Origin of the sequence: Curtobacterium sp. 9128 (assembly GCF_900086645.1) — a bacterium.
Classification (GTDB): domain Bacteria; phylum Actinomycetota; class Actinomycetes; order Actinomycetales; family Microbacteriaceae; genus Curtobacterium.
The window spans coordinates 360,937-376,421 of sequence record NZ_LT576451.1 but is presented as its reverse complement, the minus strand read 5'-3'; the positions used below and the strand labels follow the sequence as shown (position 1 = coordinate 376,421).

At 72.3% G+C, this 15,485-nt stretch carries 17 protein-coding genes; 13 read left to right on the top strand and 4 right to left on the bottom strand.

Annotation, left to right across the window (positions count from 1 at the left end):
* Positions 1-2 precede the first annotated feature (2 nt).
* Positions 3-2,495: an ATP-binding protein gene (locus QK288_RS01830; protein WP_281266113.1), complete on the top strand. Its 2,493-nt coding sequence runs from the start codon at positions 3-5 to the stop codon at positions 2,493-2,495.
* Positions 2,492-3,178: a response regulator transcription factor gene (locus QK288_RS01825; protein WP_281266112.1), complete on the top strand. Its 687-nt coding sequence runs from the start codon at positions 2,492-2,494 to the stop codon at positions 3,176-3,178. Before QK288_RS01830 ends, QK288_RS01825 begins: the two co-directional genes overlap by 4 nt.
* Here the strand turns inward: QK288_RS01825 and QK288_RS01820 are convergent.
* Positions 3,175-4,032 carry a LuxR C-terminal-related transcriptional regulator gene (locus QK288_RS01820; RefSeq protein ID WP_281266111.1) on the bottom strand — a complete coding sequence of 286 codons (858 nt, stop codon included), beginning with the start codon at positions 4,030-4,032 and terminating at the stop codon, positions 3,175-3,177. The genes QK288_RS01825 and QK288_RS01820 overlap by 4 nt on opposite strands.
* 110 nt (positions 4,033-4,142) lie before the next feature.
* On the opposite strand from QK288_RS01820, the gene hxlB reads away from it, so the two are divergent.
* The 6 genes from hxlB to QK288_RS01790 all read left to right on the top strand — a co-directional run bounded on the left by hxlB (position 4,143) and on the right by QK288_RS01790 (position 8,341).
* Entirely contained in the window at positions 4,143-4,706 is a 564-nt protein-coding gene (hxlB, locus tag QK288_RS01815; protein WP_281266110.1) for a 6-phospho-3-hexuloisomerase, read from the top strand.
* A gap of 14 nt (positions 4,707-4,720) precedes the next feature.
* Positions 4,721-5,347 (top strand): 3-hexulose-6-phosphate synthase, encoded by a 627-nt coding sequence (gene hxlA, locus QK288_RS01810; protein ID WP_281266109.1) that lies wholly within the window; start codon positions 4,721-4,723, stop codon positions 5,345-5,347.
* A gap of 21 nt (positions 5,348-5,368) precedes the next feature.
* Complete coding sequence (locus tag QK288_RS01805; protein ID WP_281266108.1) at positions 5,369-5,821, top strand: GNAT family N-acetyltransferase; 453 nt, start codon at positions 5,369-5,371, stop codon at positions 5,819-5,821.
* Positions 5,822-5,982: 161 nt separating this feature from the next.
* Positions 5,983-7,059 (top strand): bifunctional GNAT family N-acetyltransferase/class I SAM-dependent methyltransferase, encoded by a 1,077-nt coding sequence (locus QK288_RS01800; RefSeq protein WP_281266107.1) that lies wholly within the window; start codon positions 5,983-5,985, stop codon positions 7,057-7,059.
* Positions 7,056-7,799, top strand: a complete 744-nt coding sequence (locus QK288_RS01795) for an alpha/beta hydrolase (protein ID WP_281266106.1) — start codon at positions 7,056-7,058, stop codon at positions 7,797-7,799. The genes QK288_RS01800 and QK288_RS01795 overlap by 4 nt, the downstream gene beginning before the upstream one ends.
* A complete protein-coding gene (locus QK288_RS01790) occupies positions 7,799-8,341 on the top strand; it encodes an AAA family ATPase (protein ID WP_281266105.1) in 543 nt (180 codons plus the stop codon). Before QK288_RS01795 ends, QK288_RS01790 begins: the two co-directional genes overlap by 1 nt.
* On the opposite strand, the gene QK288_RS01785 is transcribed toward QK288_RS01790, so the two are convergent.
* Entirely contained in the window at positions 8,325-8,753 is a 429-nt protein-coding gene (locus tag QK288_RS01785; RefSeq protein WP_281266104.1) for an NUDIX domain-containing protein, read from the bottom strand. The genes QK288_RS01790 and QK288_RS01785 overlap by 17 nt on opposite strands.
* 98 nt (positions 8,754-8,851) lie before the next feature.
* Here QK288_RS01785 and QK288_RS01780 point away from each other — a divergent pair, with 98 nt between their 5' ends.
* On the top strand, positions 8,852-9,619 hold the full coding sequence (locus QK288_RS01780) for a beta-phosphoglucomutase family hydrolase (RefSeq protein ID WP_281266103.1): 768 nt from the start codon (positions 8,852-8,854) through the stop codon (positions 9,617-9,619).
* 67 nt (positions 9,620-9,686) lie between these two features.
* Positions 9,687-12,197: a glycosyl hydrolase family 65 protein gene (locus tag QK288_RS01775; RefSeq protein ID WP_281266102.1), complete on the top strand. Its 2,511-nt coding sequence runs from the start codon at positions 9,687-9,689 to the stop codon at positions 12,195-12,197.
* Positions 12,198-12,222: 25 nt separating this feature from the next.
* Here QK288_RS01775 and QK288_RS01770 read toward each other — a convergent pair whose 3' ends face one another.
* Together QK288_RS01770 and QK288_RS01765 are read right to left on the bottom strand one after the other, a co-directional pair.
* The gene (locus QK288_RS01770) at positions 12,223-12,738 is read right to left on the bottom strand and encodes a DUF1697 domain-containing protein (protein ID WP_281266101.1); all 516 of its coding nucleotides are present in this window, start codon (positions 12,736-12,738) and stop codon (positions 12,223-12,225) included.
* Between the two features lie 26 nt (positions 12,739-12,764).
* Positions 12,765-13,028 carry a hypothetical protein gene (locus QK288_RS01765; protein ID WP_281266100.1) on the bottom strand — a complete coding sequence of 88 codons (264 nt, stop codon included), beginning with the start codon at positions 13,026-13,028 and terminating at the stop codon, positions 12,765-12,767.
* Between the two features lie 143 nt (positions 13,029-13,171).
* Here QK288_RS01765 and QK288_RS01760 point away from each other — a divergent pair, with 143 nt between their 5' ends.
* The 3 genes from QK288_RS01760 to QK288_RS01750 are packed head-to-tail and all read left to right on the top strand — an operon-like array spanning position 13,172 to position 15,463.
* Positions 13,172-13,744, top strand: coding sequence for a helix-turn-helix domain-containing protein (locus QK288_RS01760; protein ID WP_281266099.1), 573 nt, complete (start codon positions 13,172-13,174; stop codon positions 13,742-13,744).
* Positions 13,729-15,018, top strand: coding sequence for an MFS transporter (locus tag QK288_RS01755; RefSeq protein WP_281266098.1), 1,290 nt, complete (start codon positions 13,729-13,731; stop codon positions 15,016-15,018). The genes QK288_RS01760 and QK288_RS01755 overlap by 16 nt, the downstream gene beginning before the upstream one ends.
* Positions 15,011-15,463, top strand: coding sequence for a hypothetical protein (locus QK288_RS01750; RefSeq protein ID WP_281266097.1), 453 nt, complete (start codon positions 15,011-15,013; stop codon positions 15,461-15,463). The genes QK288_RS01755 and QK288_RS01750 overlap by 8 nt, the downstream gene beginning before the upstream one ends.
* The last annotated feature ends 22 nt before the right edge of the window (positions 15,464-15,485 follow it).

Here is a 15,485-nt window from a genome sequence, read left to right as displayed (position 1 = left end):
GCGTGAAGCGAGGCAAGCTGCGGGTGCTGCTCGGGGCCGCACCCGGCGTCGGGAAGACCTTCACGATGCTCGAGGAGGGACGCCGGCTCCGCGACGAGGGCCGGGACGTGGTCGTCGCCGTCGTGGAGACCCACGGCCGCGCCGCCACGGCCGCCCTCGTCGAGGGGCTCGAGGTCGTCCCCCGCCGGGTCGAACGGCACCGCGACGTGGAGCTGGACGAGATGGACCTCGACGCCGTGATCGCCCGTCACCCCGACGTCGCGCTGGTCGACGAGCTCGCGCACACGAACGCACCTGGCGGCCGGCACGACAAGCGGTGGCAGGACGTCGAAACCCTGCTGGCCGCGGGCATCGACGTGGTCTCGACGGTGAACGTCCAGCACATGCAGTCCCTCGGTGACGTCGTGCACGAGATCACCGGGACCGTCCAGCGCGAGACCGTCCCCGACGCGGTCGTCCGGGCAGCGGACCAGATCGAGGTCGTCGACCTGTCGCCGCAGGCGCTGCGCGAGCGGCTCTCCGAGGGCCTCGTGTACCCGGCCGCCAGGATCGACGCCGCACTGTCGAACTACTTCCGCCTCGGCAACCTCACCGCGCTCCGCGAGATCGCCCTGCTGTGGCTCGCGGACGAGGTCGACGACGCCCTGAAGCGCTACCGGGCCGAGCACGGCATCGAGCACCGGTGGGAGGCGCGCGAGCGCGTCCTCGTCGCCCTCACCGGCGGTCCGGAGGGCGAGACGCTCCTCCGTCGCGGGGCCCGGATCGCCGCCAGGTCCTCCGGCGGCGAGCTCGCCGCCGTGCACGTCACCACGAACGACGGGCTGCGCGAACGGCACCCTGGCGCGCTCGGTGCGCAGCGCGCACTGCTCGAGCAGCTCGGTGGGACGTACCACCAGGTGGTGGGCGACGACGTGCCCACGACGCTCGTCCGCTTCGCGCGGTCGATCGACGCCACACAGATCGTCATCGGGGTCAGCCGGCGCACGCGGGCGGCCGCCGCGCTCACCGGCCCCGGCATCGGCAACACCGTCATCCGCGAGTCCGGCGACATCGACGTGCACGTGGTCACCCACGAACGCGCCGGCGGTGGCTTCGCGCTCCCGCGGCTCGGGGGCAGCCTGTCCCGTGGCCGTGTGCTCAGCGCGTTCGGCCTCGCCCTCGTCGTCGGACCGCTGCTGACCTGGCTGCTGTCGTTCGGCAAGACCCCCGACGCGATCACCGTGGACGTCCTCGCGTACCAGCTGCTCGTGCTCGTCGTGGCGCTCGTCGGCGGGATGTGGCCCGCCGTGTTCGCCGCGGTGCTGTCCGGGCTGAGCCTCGACTACTTCTTCGTCCAGCCGCTGTACCGCGTCACCGTGCAGCAGCCCTGGCACCTCGTCGCCCTCGTGATGTACGTGATCAGCGCCGTGCTCGTCAGCTTCGTCGTCGACCGTTCGGCCCGACGCTCGCGGACGGCTCGCCGTGCCGCGGCCGAGTCCGGGCTGCTCATCGGCATCGCCGGCAGCGTGCTCCGCGGTGACGACGCGCTCCAGGCCCTCGTCGAGCGGACCCGCGAGGCGTTCGGCTACACCGGTCTGCGCGTCCGCCAGGGGGACGTGGTGCCGGCCACGTCTGGGACGTTCGGCGACGTGCCGGACGCCACCACGAGCCTCCCGTCCGGTGCGGTCCTGGAGTTCGCCGGCGCACCGGACGACCCGACCCAGCGCCGGTTGCTGCGGGTGGTTGAGCAGCAGATCGACGCGGCGCTGGAGCACCGCGAGCTGACCAGGACCGCGGTCGACGCGGAACGCATCGCCGCGGCGGACCGGGTCAGGAGCGCGATCCTCGCGGCCGTCGGCCACGACGTCCGGCGGCCGATCGCGGCCGCCAGTGCGAGCGTGCAGACGCTCCGTGCCAGCGACATCCGGCTCTCCGACGCCGACCGGGAGGCACTGCTCGCCACCGCCGACGAGAGCCTCGGCCAGCTCGCGGTGCTGTTGGGCGACCTGCTCGACGTCTCGCGGGTGCAAGCGGGGGTGCTCGCGGTCACCCCCGTCGCCCTCCCGTTGGAGACCGTGGTCGCGCCGGCACTCGACGAGCTGGAGCTCGGGCCGGACGACGTCGACCTCGACCTGCCCGGCGACCTGCCGCCGGTGCTCGCCGACCCGGTGCTGCTGCAGCGCGTCGTCGTGAACCTGCTCGCGAACGCGGTGCGGCACAGCCCGGCGGGGACGACGGTGCGCGTCGCGGCGAGTGCGTTCAGCGGGTCGGTGGAGCTCCGCGTCGCCGACCACGGACCCGGGATCCCCGAGGCGCTGCGCGACGACGTGTTCCAGCCGTTCCAGCGGCTCGGGGACACCGACAACGACACGGGGCTCGGGCTCGGGCTCGCCCTGGCGCGGGGGTTCACCGAGGGGATGGGTGGGACGATCGAGGCCGACGACACCCCAGGCGGCGGCCTGACGATGGTGGTACGGCTCCCGATCGCCGGGCACGTCGGGGTGGAGGCACGATGAAGGTCCTCGTCGCGGACGACGACCCGCAGCTCGTCCGTGCCCTCGGCGTGACGCTGACGGCGCGCGGGTACGACGTCGTCACCGCCCGGGACGGCCGCGCCGCGATCGACGCGGTGATCACCGAGCGGCCGGACCTCGTGATGCTCGACCTCGGCATGCCGCGGCTCGATGGGATCGGCGTGCTCGAGGGCATCCGCTCCTGGTCGCAGGTGCCGGTGCTGGTGTTGTCCGGGCGGACGGACTCCGCCGACAAGGTCGACGCGCTCGACGCCGGCGCGGACGACTACGTGACGAAGCCGTTCCAGATGGACGAACTGCTCGCCAGGCTCCGGGCGCTCGGGCGGCGGCAGGCGGCCGCCGCCGCGGCGACCGACACGAGTCCGACGGTGCGGATCGGGAGCCTCGTGGTGGACCTCGTCGCGAAGCAGGTCCTGCCGGCGGAGGGCCCGGCGATCCGCCTGACCCCGACCGAGTGGCGGTTGCTCGAGGTCCTGATCGCCAACCCGGACCGGCTGATGACGCGGGAGATGCTGCTCACCGAGGTGTGGGGACCGTCGCACGGCAACGACTCCGGGTACCTCCGGCTCTACGTCGCGCAGCTGCGGCGGAAGCTCGAGCCGGATCCGTCGTCCCCGCGCTACATCGTCACGGAGTCGGGCATGGGGTACCGCTTCACCCCCTAGGACCTGGCCGCTGCCAGCTCCGCCCGGGTCCTCGCGCCGTGCTTCCTGAGCAGGTTCGCGACGTGGTACTTCACCGTGTTCACGCTGATCCCGAGACCGTCGGCGATCTCCTGGTTGCCCACCCCCGTCGCGACGAGCCGCAGCACGTCCTGCTCGCGCGGGGTGAGGTCGGTGTCGTCGGCCACGTCGACCGTGCCGGGTGCCGGGTCGAGCGGGAGCGAGATGTCCAGGACGGATCCCCACGCCGGCGTCGACTCGACGGCGAGCCGCCCGTCGAGCGCCACGACCCGTTCGGCGATCGGCCGCATGGTGTCGTCGTGCGCGTCCAGGGTGCCCGCGCCGTCGTCGCGGAGCTGCATGAGGAGATTCCGGCCGTCGCAGTCCCACTGGATCCGGACGCGGTGGGCCTCGCCGGCGTCGACGAGTGCGAGCACGGCGGTGCGGACGATGGCGCGGGCCGCGTGGGCGACGTCACCGGGCAGGGCGCGGCCGGTCGCCGGCGGTTCGACGAACTGCACGTCGAGGTCGCCGAACCGGACGAGGGGACGCAGGTCCGCCCGCAGCCGTGAGAACGCGCCCGTGACGGGTTCGAGCAGCGTGCTCCGCTGCCGGTCGGTCAGCGTCCGGAGCTCGACGAGCGCAGCCGAGGCGATCTCGACGGCCTCTGACCGGGCAGCGGCGTCGCCCACCCGCGGGGACCGGAGCACGGCGAGCACGGACTCCAGCGTGAGCGCGTGCCGGTCGGCCTGTTCGGCGACCGTCCTGGCGTGCTCCGCAGCCGCCAGCCGACTGACGGGGCCGAGCCGAGCCTCCGTGCCGTCCCGATCCGTGCCGTCCTGATCCGTCTCGTCCACGCGGCCGAACGTACCGGTCCCACCCGAGAGGACGGGGCCACCCGATCGGGTGGGACTCCCGCCGTGTCGGGGAGCGGTGGGATCGGCCGCCGCACGACAGGCTCGTCGACATGCAGGAACCGACCGTCCCCGAATCCCTCGGGCTCGTCCTCCGTGAGCTCGACGACCTCGCGTCGCGGATCGACCCCGAGGCGACCGCGCAGTTCGTCACGCTCGTCGAGGGCGCCAGGCGGGTGTTCGTGCACGGCGCCGGTCGATCCGGGCTCGCACTCCGGATGACCGCGATGCGCCTGATGCACCTCGGGCTCGACGTCCACGTCGTCGGCGAGGTGACCACCCCGGCGATCGGCCCCGGCGACCTGCTCGTCGTCGCGAGCGGCTCCGGCACGACGACCGGGATCGTGCAGGCGGCACGCACCGCAGCCTCCGTCGGCGCATCGGTCGTGGCGGTCTCCACGACGTCGGACTCCCCGCTGTCGTCCGTCGCGACGACGACCGTCGTGCTCCCCGCCGCGACGAAGACCGACCGCTCCGGCACCGCGTCCGCGCAGTACGCCGGCGGGCTGTTCGAACAGGCCGTCGCCCTCCTCGGTGACGCGCTCTTCCACACGCTCTGGGCCCGCGGCGGGCAGTCCGCCGACGACCTCTGGCCCCGACACGCCAACCTCGAATGAAAGGCACCACCACCATGCAGCTCCAGTTCGCCATGGACACCCTGACCACCGAAGCCGCCCTCGAGCTCGCCGGAGCGGCCGCCCCGCACGTCGACATCCTCGAGCTCGGCACCCCGCTCATCAAGAGCGCCGGGCTCTCCGCGATCACCGCGATCAAGCAGGCGCACCCGGACAAGACCGTGTTCGCCGACCTCAAGACGATGGACGCGGGCGAGCTCGAGGCCGGGATCGCGTTCGAAGCCGGTGCCGACCTGGTGACCGTGCTCGGCGTCGCCGGTGACAGCACGATCGCCGGCGCCGTCACGGCGGCGAAGCAGCACGGCAAGGGCGTCGTCGTCGACCTCATCGGTGTCGCCGACAAGGCAGCACGTGCCCGCGAGGTCATCGCCCTCGGCGCCGAGTTCGTCGAGATGCACGCCGGCCTCGACGAGCAGGCCGAGGAGGGCTTCACGTTCTCCACGCTCCTCGACGACGGCAAGGCCTCCGGCGTCCCGTTCTCGGTCGCCGGTGGCGTCACGGCCGCATCCGTCGCGGACGTCCAGGCATCCGGTGCGACGGTCGCCGTCGCCGGCAGCGCGATCTACAGCGCCTCCGACGTCGGTGCCGCCGCCGCCGAGATCCGCGCTGCCATCACCGAGTAGAGCTCGCCTCGGCTCGGAGCCGTGCACGAACCGCTTCCCGTCAGCCCCGCTGACGTCGCGGACGTGCACGGCTTCCTCGCCTCCTGCGACCTGACGGTCGCCGGCCTCGACCACCCGGCCGTACGGCTCTGGGCGGTCCGTGACGACGCCGGCGCGGTCGTCGGCTCCACCGGGTTCGAACGCAGTGCGGACGGGAGGCACGCCCTCGTCCGCAGCGTCGCCGTCGGCCAGGCGTTCCGCGGCTCCGGTACCGGCACCCGGCTCGCGCGGTTCGCGCTCGACGCGGCCGCCGCTGCCGGTGCAGAGCATGCGTGGTTGTTCAGCCGCCGGTCCGGCGCGTTCTGGAACGGCCTCGGGTTCGCACCCGCCGATCGCTTCGAGCTCGCCGACGTGCTCGCCGAGACGACCCAGGTGCGCCTGTTCCGTGCCACCGGCCAGCTCGCGCACGAGGTCGCATGGTCCCGACCGCTCTGACCGGCCCGCGAGACGGCCGCTCCGTCACACCCCGACACGAACATCGCGCCCCGTCCTGACGGGGCGCGATGTTCGAACGGGGGTGCAACGGCGCCGAAACGTCGGGACGACCGGGCCGGAACGGACGTGAGCGCCGCCGCGCGGAGCGGTAGCGTCGGGGCGTGACGATCGAGCTCCGCGCGGTGACCGCCGACGACTGGCGGGAGTGGCGGCCCGTCCGACTGGCGGCGCTCGCCGATGCGCCGGACGCGTTCGGGTCCCGTCTCGCCGACTGGGCGGACGCACCAGAGGACCGGTGGCGGACACGCCTGTCGATCCCCGGAGCGCTCGACCTGCTCGCCGTCGAGGGCGACCGCGTCGTCGGCATGGCCAGCGGTGCGCCGACCGACGAGGACCGCGCCGAGCTCATCTCGATGTGGGTCGCCCCCGCCGTCCGCGGGCGTGGTGTCGCCGGACTGCTCATCGAGGCGATCGCGCGATGGGCCGCTCAGACGGGCACGACCGAGCTGGAGCTCTCGGTGATGCCCGACAACGACACCGCCCGCCGCACCTACGAGCGCAACGGCTTCACGGTCGCCGACGTCCTCGGCGACCGGCTCCCGGACGGCCGACACGAGGTCGTCATGCGCCGGGACCTCACCGCCGACCGGACGCTCGACACCTACGAGCGGGCGGCCGGACTGTACGCCGAGCGGACCGACGGGCACCGCGCCGGCCTCGTCGACGACCTGCTGACGCTCGTGACGCCCGGTGCACGCGTCCTCGAACTCGGCTCCGGCCCCGGGCGGGATGCACTCGCCCTCGAAACCGCCGGGCTCCGCGTCGATCGGACCGACGGCGCCCGCTCGTTCGTCGAGCGGCTCCGCGCCGACGGGCACGCCGCCCGGGTGCTCGACGTCCGCACCGGGGTGTTCGGCAGCGGGTACGACGCCGTGTTCGCGAACGCGGTGCTGCTCCACGTCCGGCGCGCGGAACTCCCCGGCGTGCTCCGTCGTGCGCTCGTGGCCGTCGTCCTCGGTGGGGTCCTCGCCGCCACCGTGAAGCGCGGCGACGGTGACGACTGGAGCACGCGGAAGCTCGACCGCCCCCGGCACTTCACCTACTGGACCGAGGACGAACTCGCGTCCGTCGTGTCCGAGACCGGGTGGACCGACGTCGTCGTCCGCGAGACGACCGCGCCGGGCGCCGAGGAACGCTGGCTGACCGTCACCGCACGACGACCGGAGGAGACCCGATGAACCGAGCACTGCGCTGGACCGCCTGGATCGTGGCGGTGCTGCTCGTCGTCGTGGTCGTCTTCCTGGTGTGGGCGAACATCGTCATGCAGGGCACCCGGTCCGCTGCGCTGCAGGTCTGGCGGGATGATCGCGTCGCCGTACGGGACGCGGGGGACGCCGTCGTGATGACGCCGACCGGGTCCGCGAACGGCGTCGGGGTCGTGTTCATCCCGGGCGCGAAGGTCGACCCGTACGCGTACATGGCGACGTTCCGGCAGGTGGTCGCGAGCGGTACGACGGTCGTGATCACGAAGCCGACGCTGCACCTGGCGTTCTTCGACACCCGACCGCTCGCCACGTTCGAGTCGCACGCGCCGGAGGTCCGGGCCTGGGCGGTCGGTGGCCACTCGCTCGGCGGGGTCCGGGCGTGCCAGCTCGCCGACGACCCCGGGGTCAGCGGCCTCCTGCTGCTCGGGAGCTACTGCGCGAACGACCTGTCCGACACCGGCCTCGACGCGCTGAGCGTCTCCGGGTCGCGCGACGGCCTGTCGACGCCGGAGAAGATCGACGCCGCGCGGCACCTGCTGCCCGCGGACGCGACGATGACCGAGATCCAGGGCTCGAACCACGCCGACTTCGGGGCGTACGGTGCGCAGCCGGGGGACCGCACCGCGACCATCTCCCGCGCCGATGCCCGCGGCCAGATCAGCACGGCGATCGAACGCTGGACCGAGGAGCTCCGCTCGGCCGGACTCAGCTGATGCCGCGGCCCGTCCTCGTCCACCTGAACGGCATCCCGGCGAGCGGGAAGTCCACCACCGCTCGTGCTTGGGCGGAGCGGCACGCGGCGACGATGCCCGTCGCGTTCGACATCGACGTGCTGCGCGCGATGATCGGCGGGTGGGACGTGCAGCTCCGCCCGGCCGGGAACGCCGCCCGCGCGATGGCCATGGCCGCGATGCGCGCGCACCTCGGCTCCGGCCGAGACGTGATCGTGCCGCAGTACGCCAGGTCCGACGCGTTCATCGACGAGCTCGCGGCGCTCGCCGCCGACGAGGGCGCGGGGTTCGTCGAGTGCGCACTCCGCCTCGACGCCGCCGAGGCGGACCGCCGCTTCACGGCGCGTGCCGCATCGGGTCCGGTGATCCACGGCGATCTGGGCGGCGACCTGATGGCGGACGTCCTGGTCGAACTGGAGGCCTTCCTCGCCACCCGCATGCACCTCACGTGGGTCGGTGGTCCCGACCAGGGCCTCGATGCGGTGCTCGACCAGCTCGACGCCGCCGTCAGCGCGGTCCGCTGAGCGCGAGCTCCACGGCCCGGCGGGCGCGCTCGGGGCGGAGTCCGATGCGCTCGAGGTCGTCGACCGGCACCCACGCGGGGTCGTACCGGTTCTCGGCGGTCGCGCGCCTGGCCTCCGGTGCGGTGTCGGGCATCCGCGGCGTCCCGTCCTCGACGCTGACCCGGAAGTACAGCGCCGGGGCATCGCGATCGAGCCCGACGGGCAACAGCGACTCGGCGACGCCCACGAGACCGGTCTCCTCGCGGAGCTCCCGCACGCACGCCTGTTGCGGGGTCTCGCCGGCCTCGAGGCCGCCCCCGGGGAGCACGGCGTACGACCGATCGTCGCGGTGGCGGAGGACGACGAGCACCTCCCGGTCACGCACGCCGACGGCGACGGCGCGGACACGGATCCCCGCTGGTGTTCCCGGCATGCCCCGACCGTACCTGGTGGGTCGGTCGACCGAGGGGACTGGAGCGGTCCTAGACTCGGGCGCAGCACTCGTACGACACCACCCCTGGAAGGTTGTCCATGACGTCGTCGGACCGGCGGATCCCTGCGCGCCTCGCTGACACGCGAGCCCTCCTCTTCGATCTCGACGGGGTGCTGACGCCGACGGCCGACGTGCACATGCGCGCCTGGAGCCGACTCTTCACGCCGTACCTCGCCGCGCACGGCGTCGATCCGTACACGGAGCAGGACTACTTCGCGTCCATCGACGGCAAGCCCCGGTACGACGGAGTCCGCTCGCTGCTCGACTCCCGCGGCATCGAGCTGCCGCAGGGCACCCCCGACGACGCCCCCGACCAGGACACCGTGTGCGGGCTCGGCAACCGGAAGAACGCCGAGTTCACGGCGGAGCTGCACGAGCACGGCGTCGAGCCCTACCCGGGCTCGCTGCGGTTCCTCGTCGCGGCCATCGACGCCGGGCTGTCGGTCGCGGTGGTGTCGAGCTCGGCGAACGCGGTGGAGGTCCTCCGGACGGCCGGCATCCTCGAACGGTTCCCGGTCATCGTCGACGGGCTCGTCGCCCGCGAGGACGGTCTCCCCGGCAAGCCCGCTCCGGACACCTACCTCGACGCGGCGAGCCGGTTCGGGCTGACGGCGGCCGAGTGCGTCGTGGTGGAGGACGCCACGAGTGGTGTGGCGGCCGGACGGAACGGCGCCTTCGGGCTCGTCATCGGCGTCGACCGCGGAGCGGGCGCCGACGAGCTGCTCGCGAACGGTGCCGACGTCGTCGTGACGGACCTCGCCGACCTCATCGCCGAACTGCCCCAGCCGGCCACGCTGACGACGTAGGCGGCCTGCACGGCGCGATCCGTGCCTCCAGGCCGTCCCCGACCACCTCCCTTCCCACGGAGCACCCATGAACCCCATCACCTCGGATCCCCTCGACCGCGTGCGCTACCCCGTCGACGAGTGGGCGCTCGTCGAGACGGAGTACGCGCCCGACCAGCAGGGTGTCGCGGAGACGAACTTCGCGGTCGGCAACGGCTACCTCGGCCTCCGCGGCAACCTCGACGAGGGCCGCGGCGGTGTGCAGTACGGCACGTACATCAACGGGTTCCACGAGACGTGGCCGATCCGGCACGCCGAGGACGCGTTCGGCTTCGCCAAGACCGGGCAGACGATCATCAACGCGCCCGACGCCAAGGTGATCCGGCTCTACGTCGACGACGAGCCGCTGGTGCTGGCCGAAGCGGACATCCTGCGGCACACCCGCAGGCTGGACTTCCGCGGCGGGTACCTGCTGCGCGAGACGGAGTGGTCGACGCCGTCCGGCAAGCGCGTGCTCATCCGCTCGCGTCGGCTCGTCTCGTTCACGGACCGACACCTCGCCGTCATCGACTACGAGGTCACGATGCTCGACGCGGACGCCTCGGTGCTGCTGTCGAGCCAGATCCTGAACCGGCAGGACGTCGTCGACGAGTACCACGCGGGGATGCGTGCGGCGGCGACCGCGTTCGACCCGCGCAAGGCCGAGGCGTTCACCGAGCGGGTCCTCGAGCCGAAGATCAAGCGCAACTCCGGCACCCGGTCGTTGCTCGGGTACCAGGCCGCCAGCTCGGGCATGACGATCTGCGTCGGTGTCGAGCACCGGCTCGAGACGGACAACACCTGGGACGAGTCGTCGTCGATCGAGGACGACCTCGCCAAGCACATCTACCGGGTCCAGGCGAAGGCCGGGCAGCCGATCCGCCTGACCAAGAACGTGGTCTACCACACGTCCCGCGGGGTGCCGGCGCGCGAACTCGCCGATCGGTGCGACCGCACGCTGGACCGTGCACACGCCGAGACGGTCGAGGAGACGTTCGCCAAGCAGCGCACGTGGATGGACGACTACTGGGAGCGCAGCGACGTCGAGATCGCGGGGCAGCCGGAGATCCAGCAGGCCGTCCGCTGGAACCTCTTCATGCTCGCGCAGGCCACCGCACGCACCGACGGGCACGGCATCGCGGCGAAGGGCGTCACCGGGTCCGGCTACGGCGGACACTACTTCTGGGACATGGAGATCTACGTCCTGCCGTTCCTGTCGTACACGGCTCCGATCGTCGCCAGGAACGCACTGCGGTTCCGCTACAACATGCTCGACGCCGCGCGCTCCCGTGCGCGGGAGCTGAACCAGCACGGCGCGCTCTTCCCGTGGCGGACGATCAACGGCGAGGAGTCGAGCGCGTACTACGCCGCCGGCACCGCGCAGTACCACATCGATGCCGACATCGCGCATGCCCTCATGCAGTACGTGCGGGCATCCGGTGACCGGGAGTTCCTGAAGCGCGGCGCGATCGACATCCTCGTCGAGACCGCTCGTCTGTGGGAGGACCTGGGATTCTGGCGTTCGAACGGTGACCAGAAGTTCCACATCGACGGGGTCACCGGCCCGGACGAGTACACGACCGTCGTCGACGACAACATGTACACGAACGTGATGGCCAGGGCGAACCTGTGGTTCGCGGTCAACGCGTGCCGTGAGCTCGCGGTCGACGACCCCGAGGAGTACGCCCGCATGGTCAGGCGGACCGGGCTCGACGAGTCCGAGATCGTGGACTGGGAGCGCGCCGCCGAGTCGATGGAGATCCCGTTCGACCCGCACCGGGGGATCCACCCGCAGGACGCCCAGTTCCTCGACAAGGAGCTCTGGGACCTCGAGAACACGCCGGAGTCCAAGCGTCCGCTGCTGCTGCACTACCACCCGCTGGTCATCTACCGCTTCCAGGTGCTCAAGCAGGCCGACGTCGTCCTCGCGCTGTTCCTGCAGGGCCACGAGTTCACCCCGGCCGAGAAGCGCCGCGACTTCGACTACTACGACGCGCTGACGACGGGCGACTCCACCCTGTCGGCCGTCGTGCAGTCGATCATGGCGGCCGAGGTCGGCTACCACGAGCTCGCGGAGCAGTACTTCAACACGGCGCTCTACGTCGACCTGGCCGACCTGCACGGCAACACCACGGACGGCGTGCACATCGCGTCGACGGGTGGCATCTGGGGCGGGCTCGTGAACGGGTTCGGCGGGATGCGGGACCACGGCGGGAAGATGACGTTCAACCCGCGGCTGCCGAAGTCGTGGGACCGCCTGACCTACCGGATCACCGTGCGGGGCTCCCGGACCCGCGTCGACCTCGAACAGGAGCGCATGACGTTCACGGTCGAGACCGGCGACGGCTTCACCGCCTGGGTGCACAACCAGCCGTTCGACGTCACGGCGGAGGCACCGACGGTCGTGCCGCTGCCGCACCAGGGTCCGCGGATGGACGGGCACGCGCCGACCACCAGTGACATCCAGGGCACCCTGCGCGCTGACGGCTCCGTCATCACGGCGTCGATCCCGACGATCTCGCTCGAGCGGGAGTACGAGGTGGACGAGACGAGCGCCTGACCCCGGACGGCTGCTGGCCTCGGGTTCAGAGCAGCTTCCGGAGCGTGTTCACGTTCCGGGTCGTCGTCGTCCGCTTGAACCGGGCTGCCGCTGCTCGCTTCGCGAAGGGCGTGTCCGTGCTCGACCCCTTCGGGCAGGACCAGTAGACGACGCCGTCCCCGCGGGCGGCCCGTTCGAGCGCGGGGTCCAGCTCGAGGTCCGCGAGCAGGTCGTCGAGTGCGGCGTCGTCCGACCCGAACACCACGTAGTCGTGCCGGTCCGCGGCGCTCTCGAACGGGAACCCGTCGACCACGGCGGCCAGTGCGTCGTGCGGGACGAGCACGATCCAGGCGTCGTAGCCGAACCGGTCACGGAGCGCCTGCTCGACGTCCCGCTTGAGCTCGGCGGCGCCAGCGTCCGCGTCGAACACGACGTTGCCCGAGGCGAGGACGGTGCGGACGTCGCGGTACCCGCGCGACTCGAACAGGGACCGCAGCTCGGCGGACCGGATCGTGATCCCGTTGACGTTCACGCCGCGCAGCAGCGCGATCCACCTGCTCATGTCGCGACCGTACCCGGATCCCGGGGTCAGTTCCACGTCCGCGCGACGGTCCAGGCGGAGCCGTCGGGCACAATGTCGACGACGAGCGTCTCGCCGTCCTCCGCCGTGACCTGGAAGCGCCACCCGACCGTGCGTTCGGGGGCGTGCGTGATCGCGGTCGGCAGCGCGGCCGGTGTGACGGTGAGCCGCGTCGGGTGGTCGGTCACCCGCCAGCGTCGCCCCTGCCAGACGAGACGGACCGGTGCCCCGTCCGCCCACCAGACCGTCGTGGCCGCATCGATGACGATCATCGGGTCCTCCCTCGTTCGAACGTGTGTTCGAATGCTAGGTCGCGTCTCGACGGTGTGCAACAGCACGGCGTGGCGCGGATGACGTGGGCCCAAGTCTACAAGAACTCTTGCACAACATGTCTTGTGGATCTACGCTGAGCGACATGGACGACGGACGGATCGACGACCCGGCACACATGCGGGCCCTGGCGCACCCCACCCGGCTGCGCATCCTCGGGCTGCTGCGGGCGAACGGTCCGCAGACGGCCGCGATGCTCGGCGACCTCATCGACGAGGCACCCGGCACGATCAGCTACCACTGCACGCGCCTGGCCGGTGCCGGGTTCATCGAGCCCGCCGAGGGGCAGGGGACCGACCGCCGCGAGCGCTGGTGGCGAGCGTCCCACACCTCGTCGTCCTGGTACCTGGCCGACGCGATGGACGACCCGGACCAGTTGATGGCGGCCAGCGCGCTGGACCGTGCCGTCGCCCGGGTCTACGCCGCGAACTACGAGGCCTTCGTCGACCGGGCACCGGGCATGGAGCGCGAGTGGGTGGCCGCGGCGATGAGTGCCGACCGTGTCCTCCGGCTCACCGCGCCGGAGCTCGAGCGGTTCGGCGCCGAGCTCCGCGACGTCGTCGAGCGCTGGCTGCCCGTCAGTGCAGACCACACCGCGGACGACGGATCGGAACAGGTCTTCGTGCTGCAGCAGGCGTACCGATGGCCGCGCACCTGAGCCCGCGCGGACGGCTCCGGGCGCTCCTCGCCGTCCAGGTCGTCTCGCGCGTGGGCAACGTCGTCACCACGGTGGCCGTGCCGTTCGCCGTGCTCGCGCGAGGTGGTTCGGCGACGGACGTCGGGATCACCGCGTTCATGGCGACCGTCCCGATCGTGCTCGGGGGACCGTTCGGTGGCGCGCTGGTCGAGCGCGTGGGGTTCGTCCGGTCGAGTGCCTGGTCGGACGTCATCAGCGGCGCGACACTCCTCGCCATGCCGGTGCTCGCCTGGACCGTCGGACTGCCGTTCTGGGCCCTGCTGGCGCTGGTTTTCGTCAGCGGGCTCTTCGACATGCCGGGGGAGTCGGCCCGGCGGGTGCTCCTCCCGGGGCTCGCGACGGCGGCGGGTGTGCCGCTCGAACGGGCCGTCGGGCACTTCGAGGCCTCTGCGCGTCTGTCCGTGCTGGTCGGCGCACCGGTCGGTGGGGTCTTGGTCGCGGCACTCGGCCCGATGGCGGCGCTCGCCTGCACGGCGCTCGTGTTCGGCGCCGCCGCACTGCTGACGGCGCTCGTGGTGCGGGAGGCCCCGACACCGGTCGCCGACGTCGCGGCCGTGGCACCGGAGTCGGCCGGCTACTGGCGTGACATCGCCGAGGGCTTCCGGTTCTGCGTGCGGGACCCGTTCTTCCGGCTGATCATCGCGCTGGTGCTCGTCACGAACCTGCTCGACGCGGCACGGTCCACGACCCTGCTGCCGCTCTACGCGGACGAACGACTCGGCGGCGCGCAGTCGCTCGGCTTCGTCACGGGGACGTTCGGTGGGGCGGCGTTCCTCGGCTCGCTGGTGTTCGGGTACGTCGCGCACCGGGTCCCGCGGCGGATCACGTTCGTGGTGTGCTTCGTGCTCGCGGGCGGCCCGTCGTTGCTCGCCCCCGCGCTCGGTCTGGGGCTGCCGTGGGTCCTCGGGGCTGCCGCCCTGTCCGGACTCGCGGCCGGGGCGCTCAACCCGATCCTCGGCGCCGTCGAGCTCGAGCGGATCCCGGTGCACATGCGCGCCAGGGTCTTCGGGTTGCTCGGGGCCGGCTCGTGGGCGGGGATCCCGCTCGGTGGTCTGCTCGCCGGGGTCGCCGCGGACGGCATCGGCGTCTCCATGACGTTCGGCGTCGTCGCGTGCATCTACACCGTGGTCACGCTCGCGCCCCTGCTCGGTGGCTCATGGCGCCTCATGGAGCGCCCCGCGCCGAGTCTCGGCGACCGTGCGGGCGAGCCCGTGTACACGGGAGGGCATGAATGAGGACGAACAGGGCCCGGACGACCAGCACCAGGTACCCGACGGGGTGTCGGAAGCGACGGTTGAGGCACTCGGGACCCTGTCGGCAGCGCTCGAGACGATCGAGCACGCACGCGGGCTGCTCTACGGGTTCCACCGGCTGACGGGCAGCGCGGACCTCGACCTCGGCGAGGCCGTCGAACAGCTCAGGAAGGCCGGGCACACCGACCTGGCGGACCGCATCGACACGGAGCTCGTCGGTCGGAACGTCATCGCGGGATGGTGGACGTTCCAGGTCGTCGAGGACTACGACGACGGGTACTACGCCCTCGCCAAGGAGCTGGAGCGCACCGCACGGGACGAACTCGTCGACGGCCGCCGCCACCTGTTCGAGGCGGGCATGAAGGAGGACCGGCGCACGCACGGCCGACGCCACCACGAGGCGACCCCGGCCGACCAGCCGGGCTGACTCACGGCCTCCCGGTCGGCCC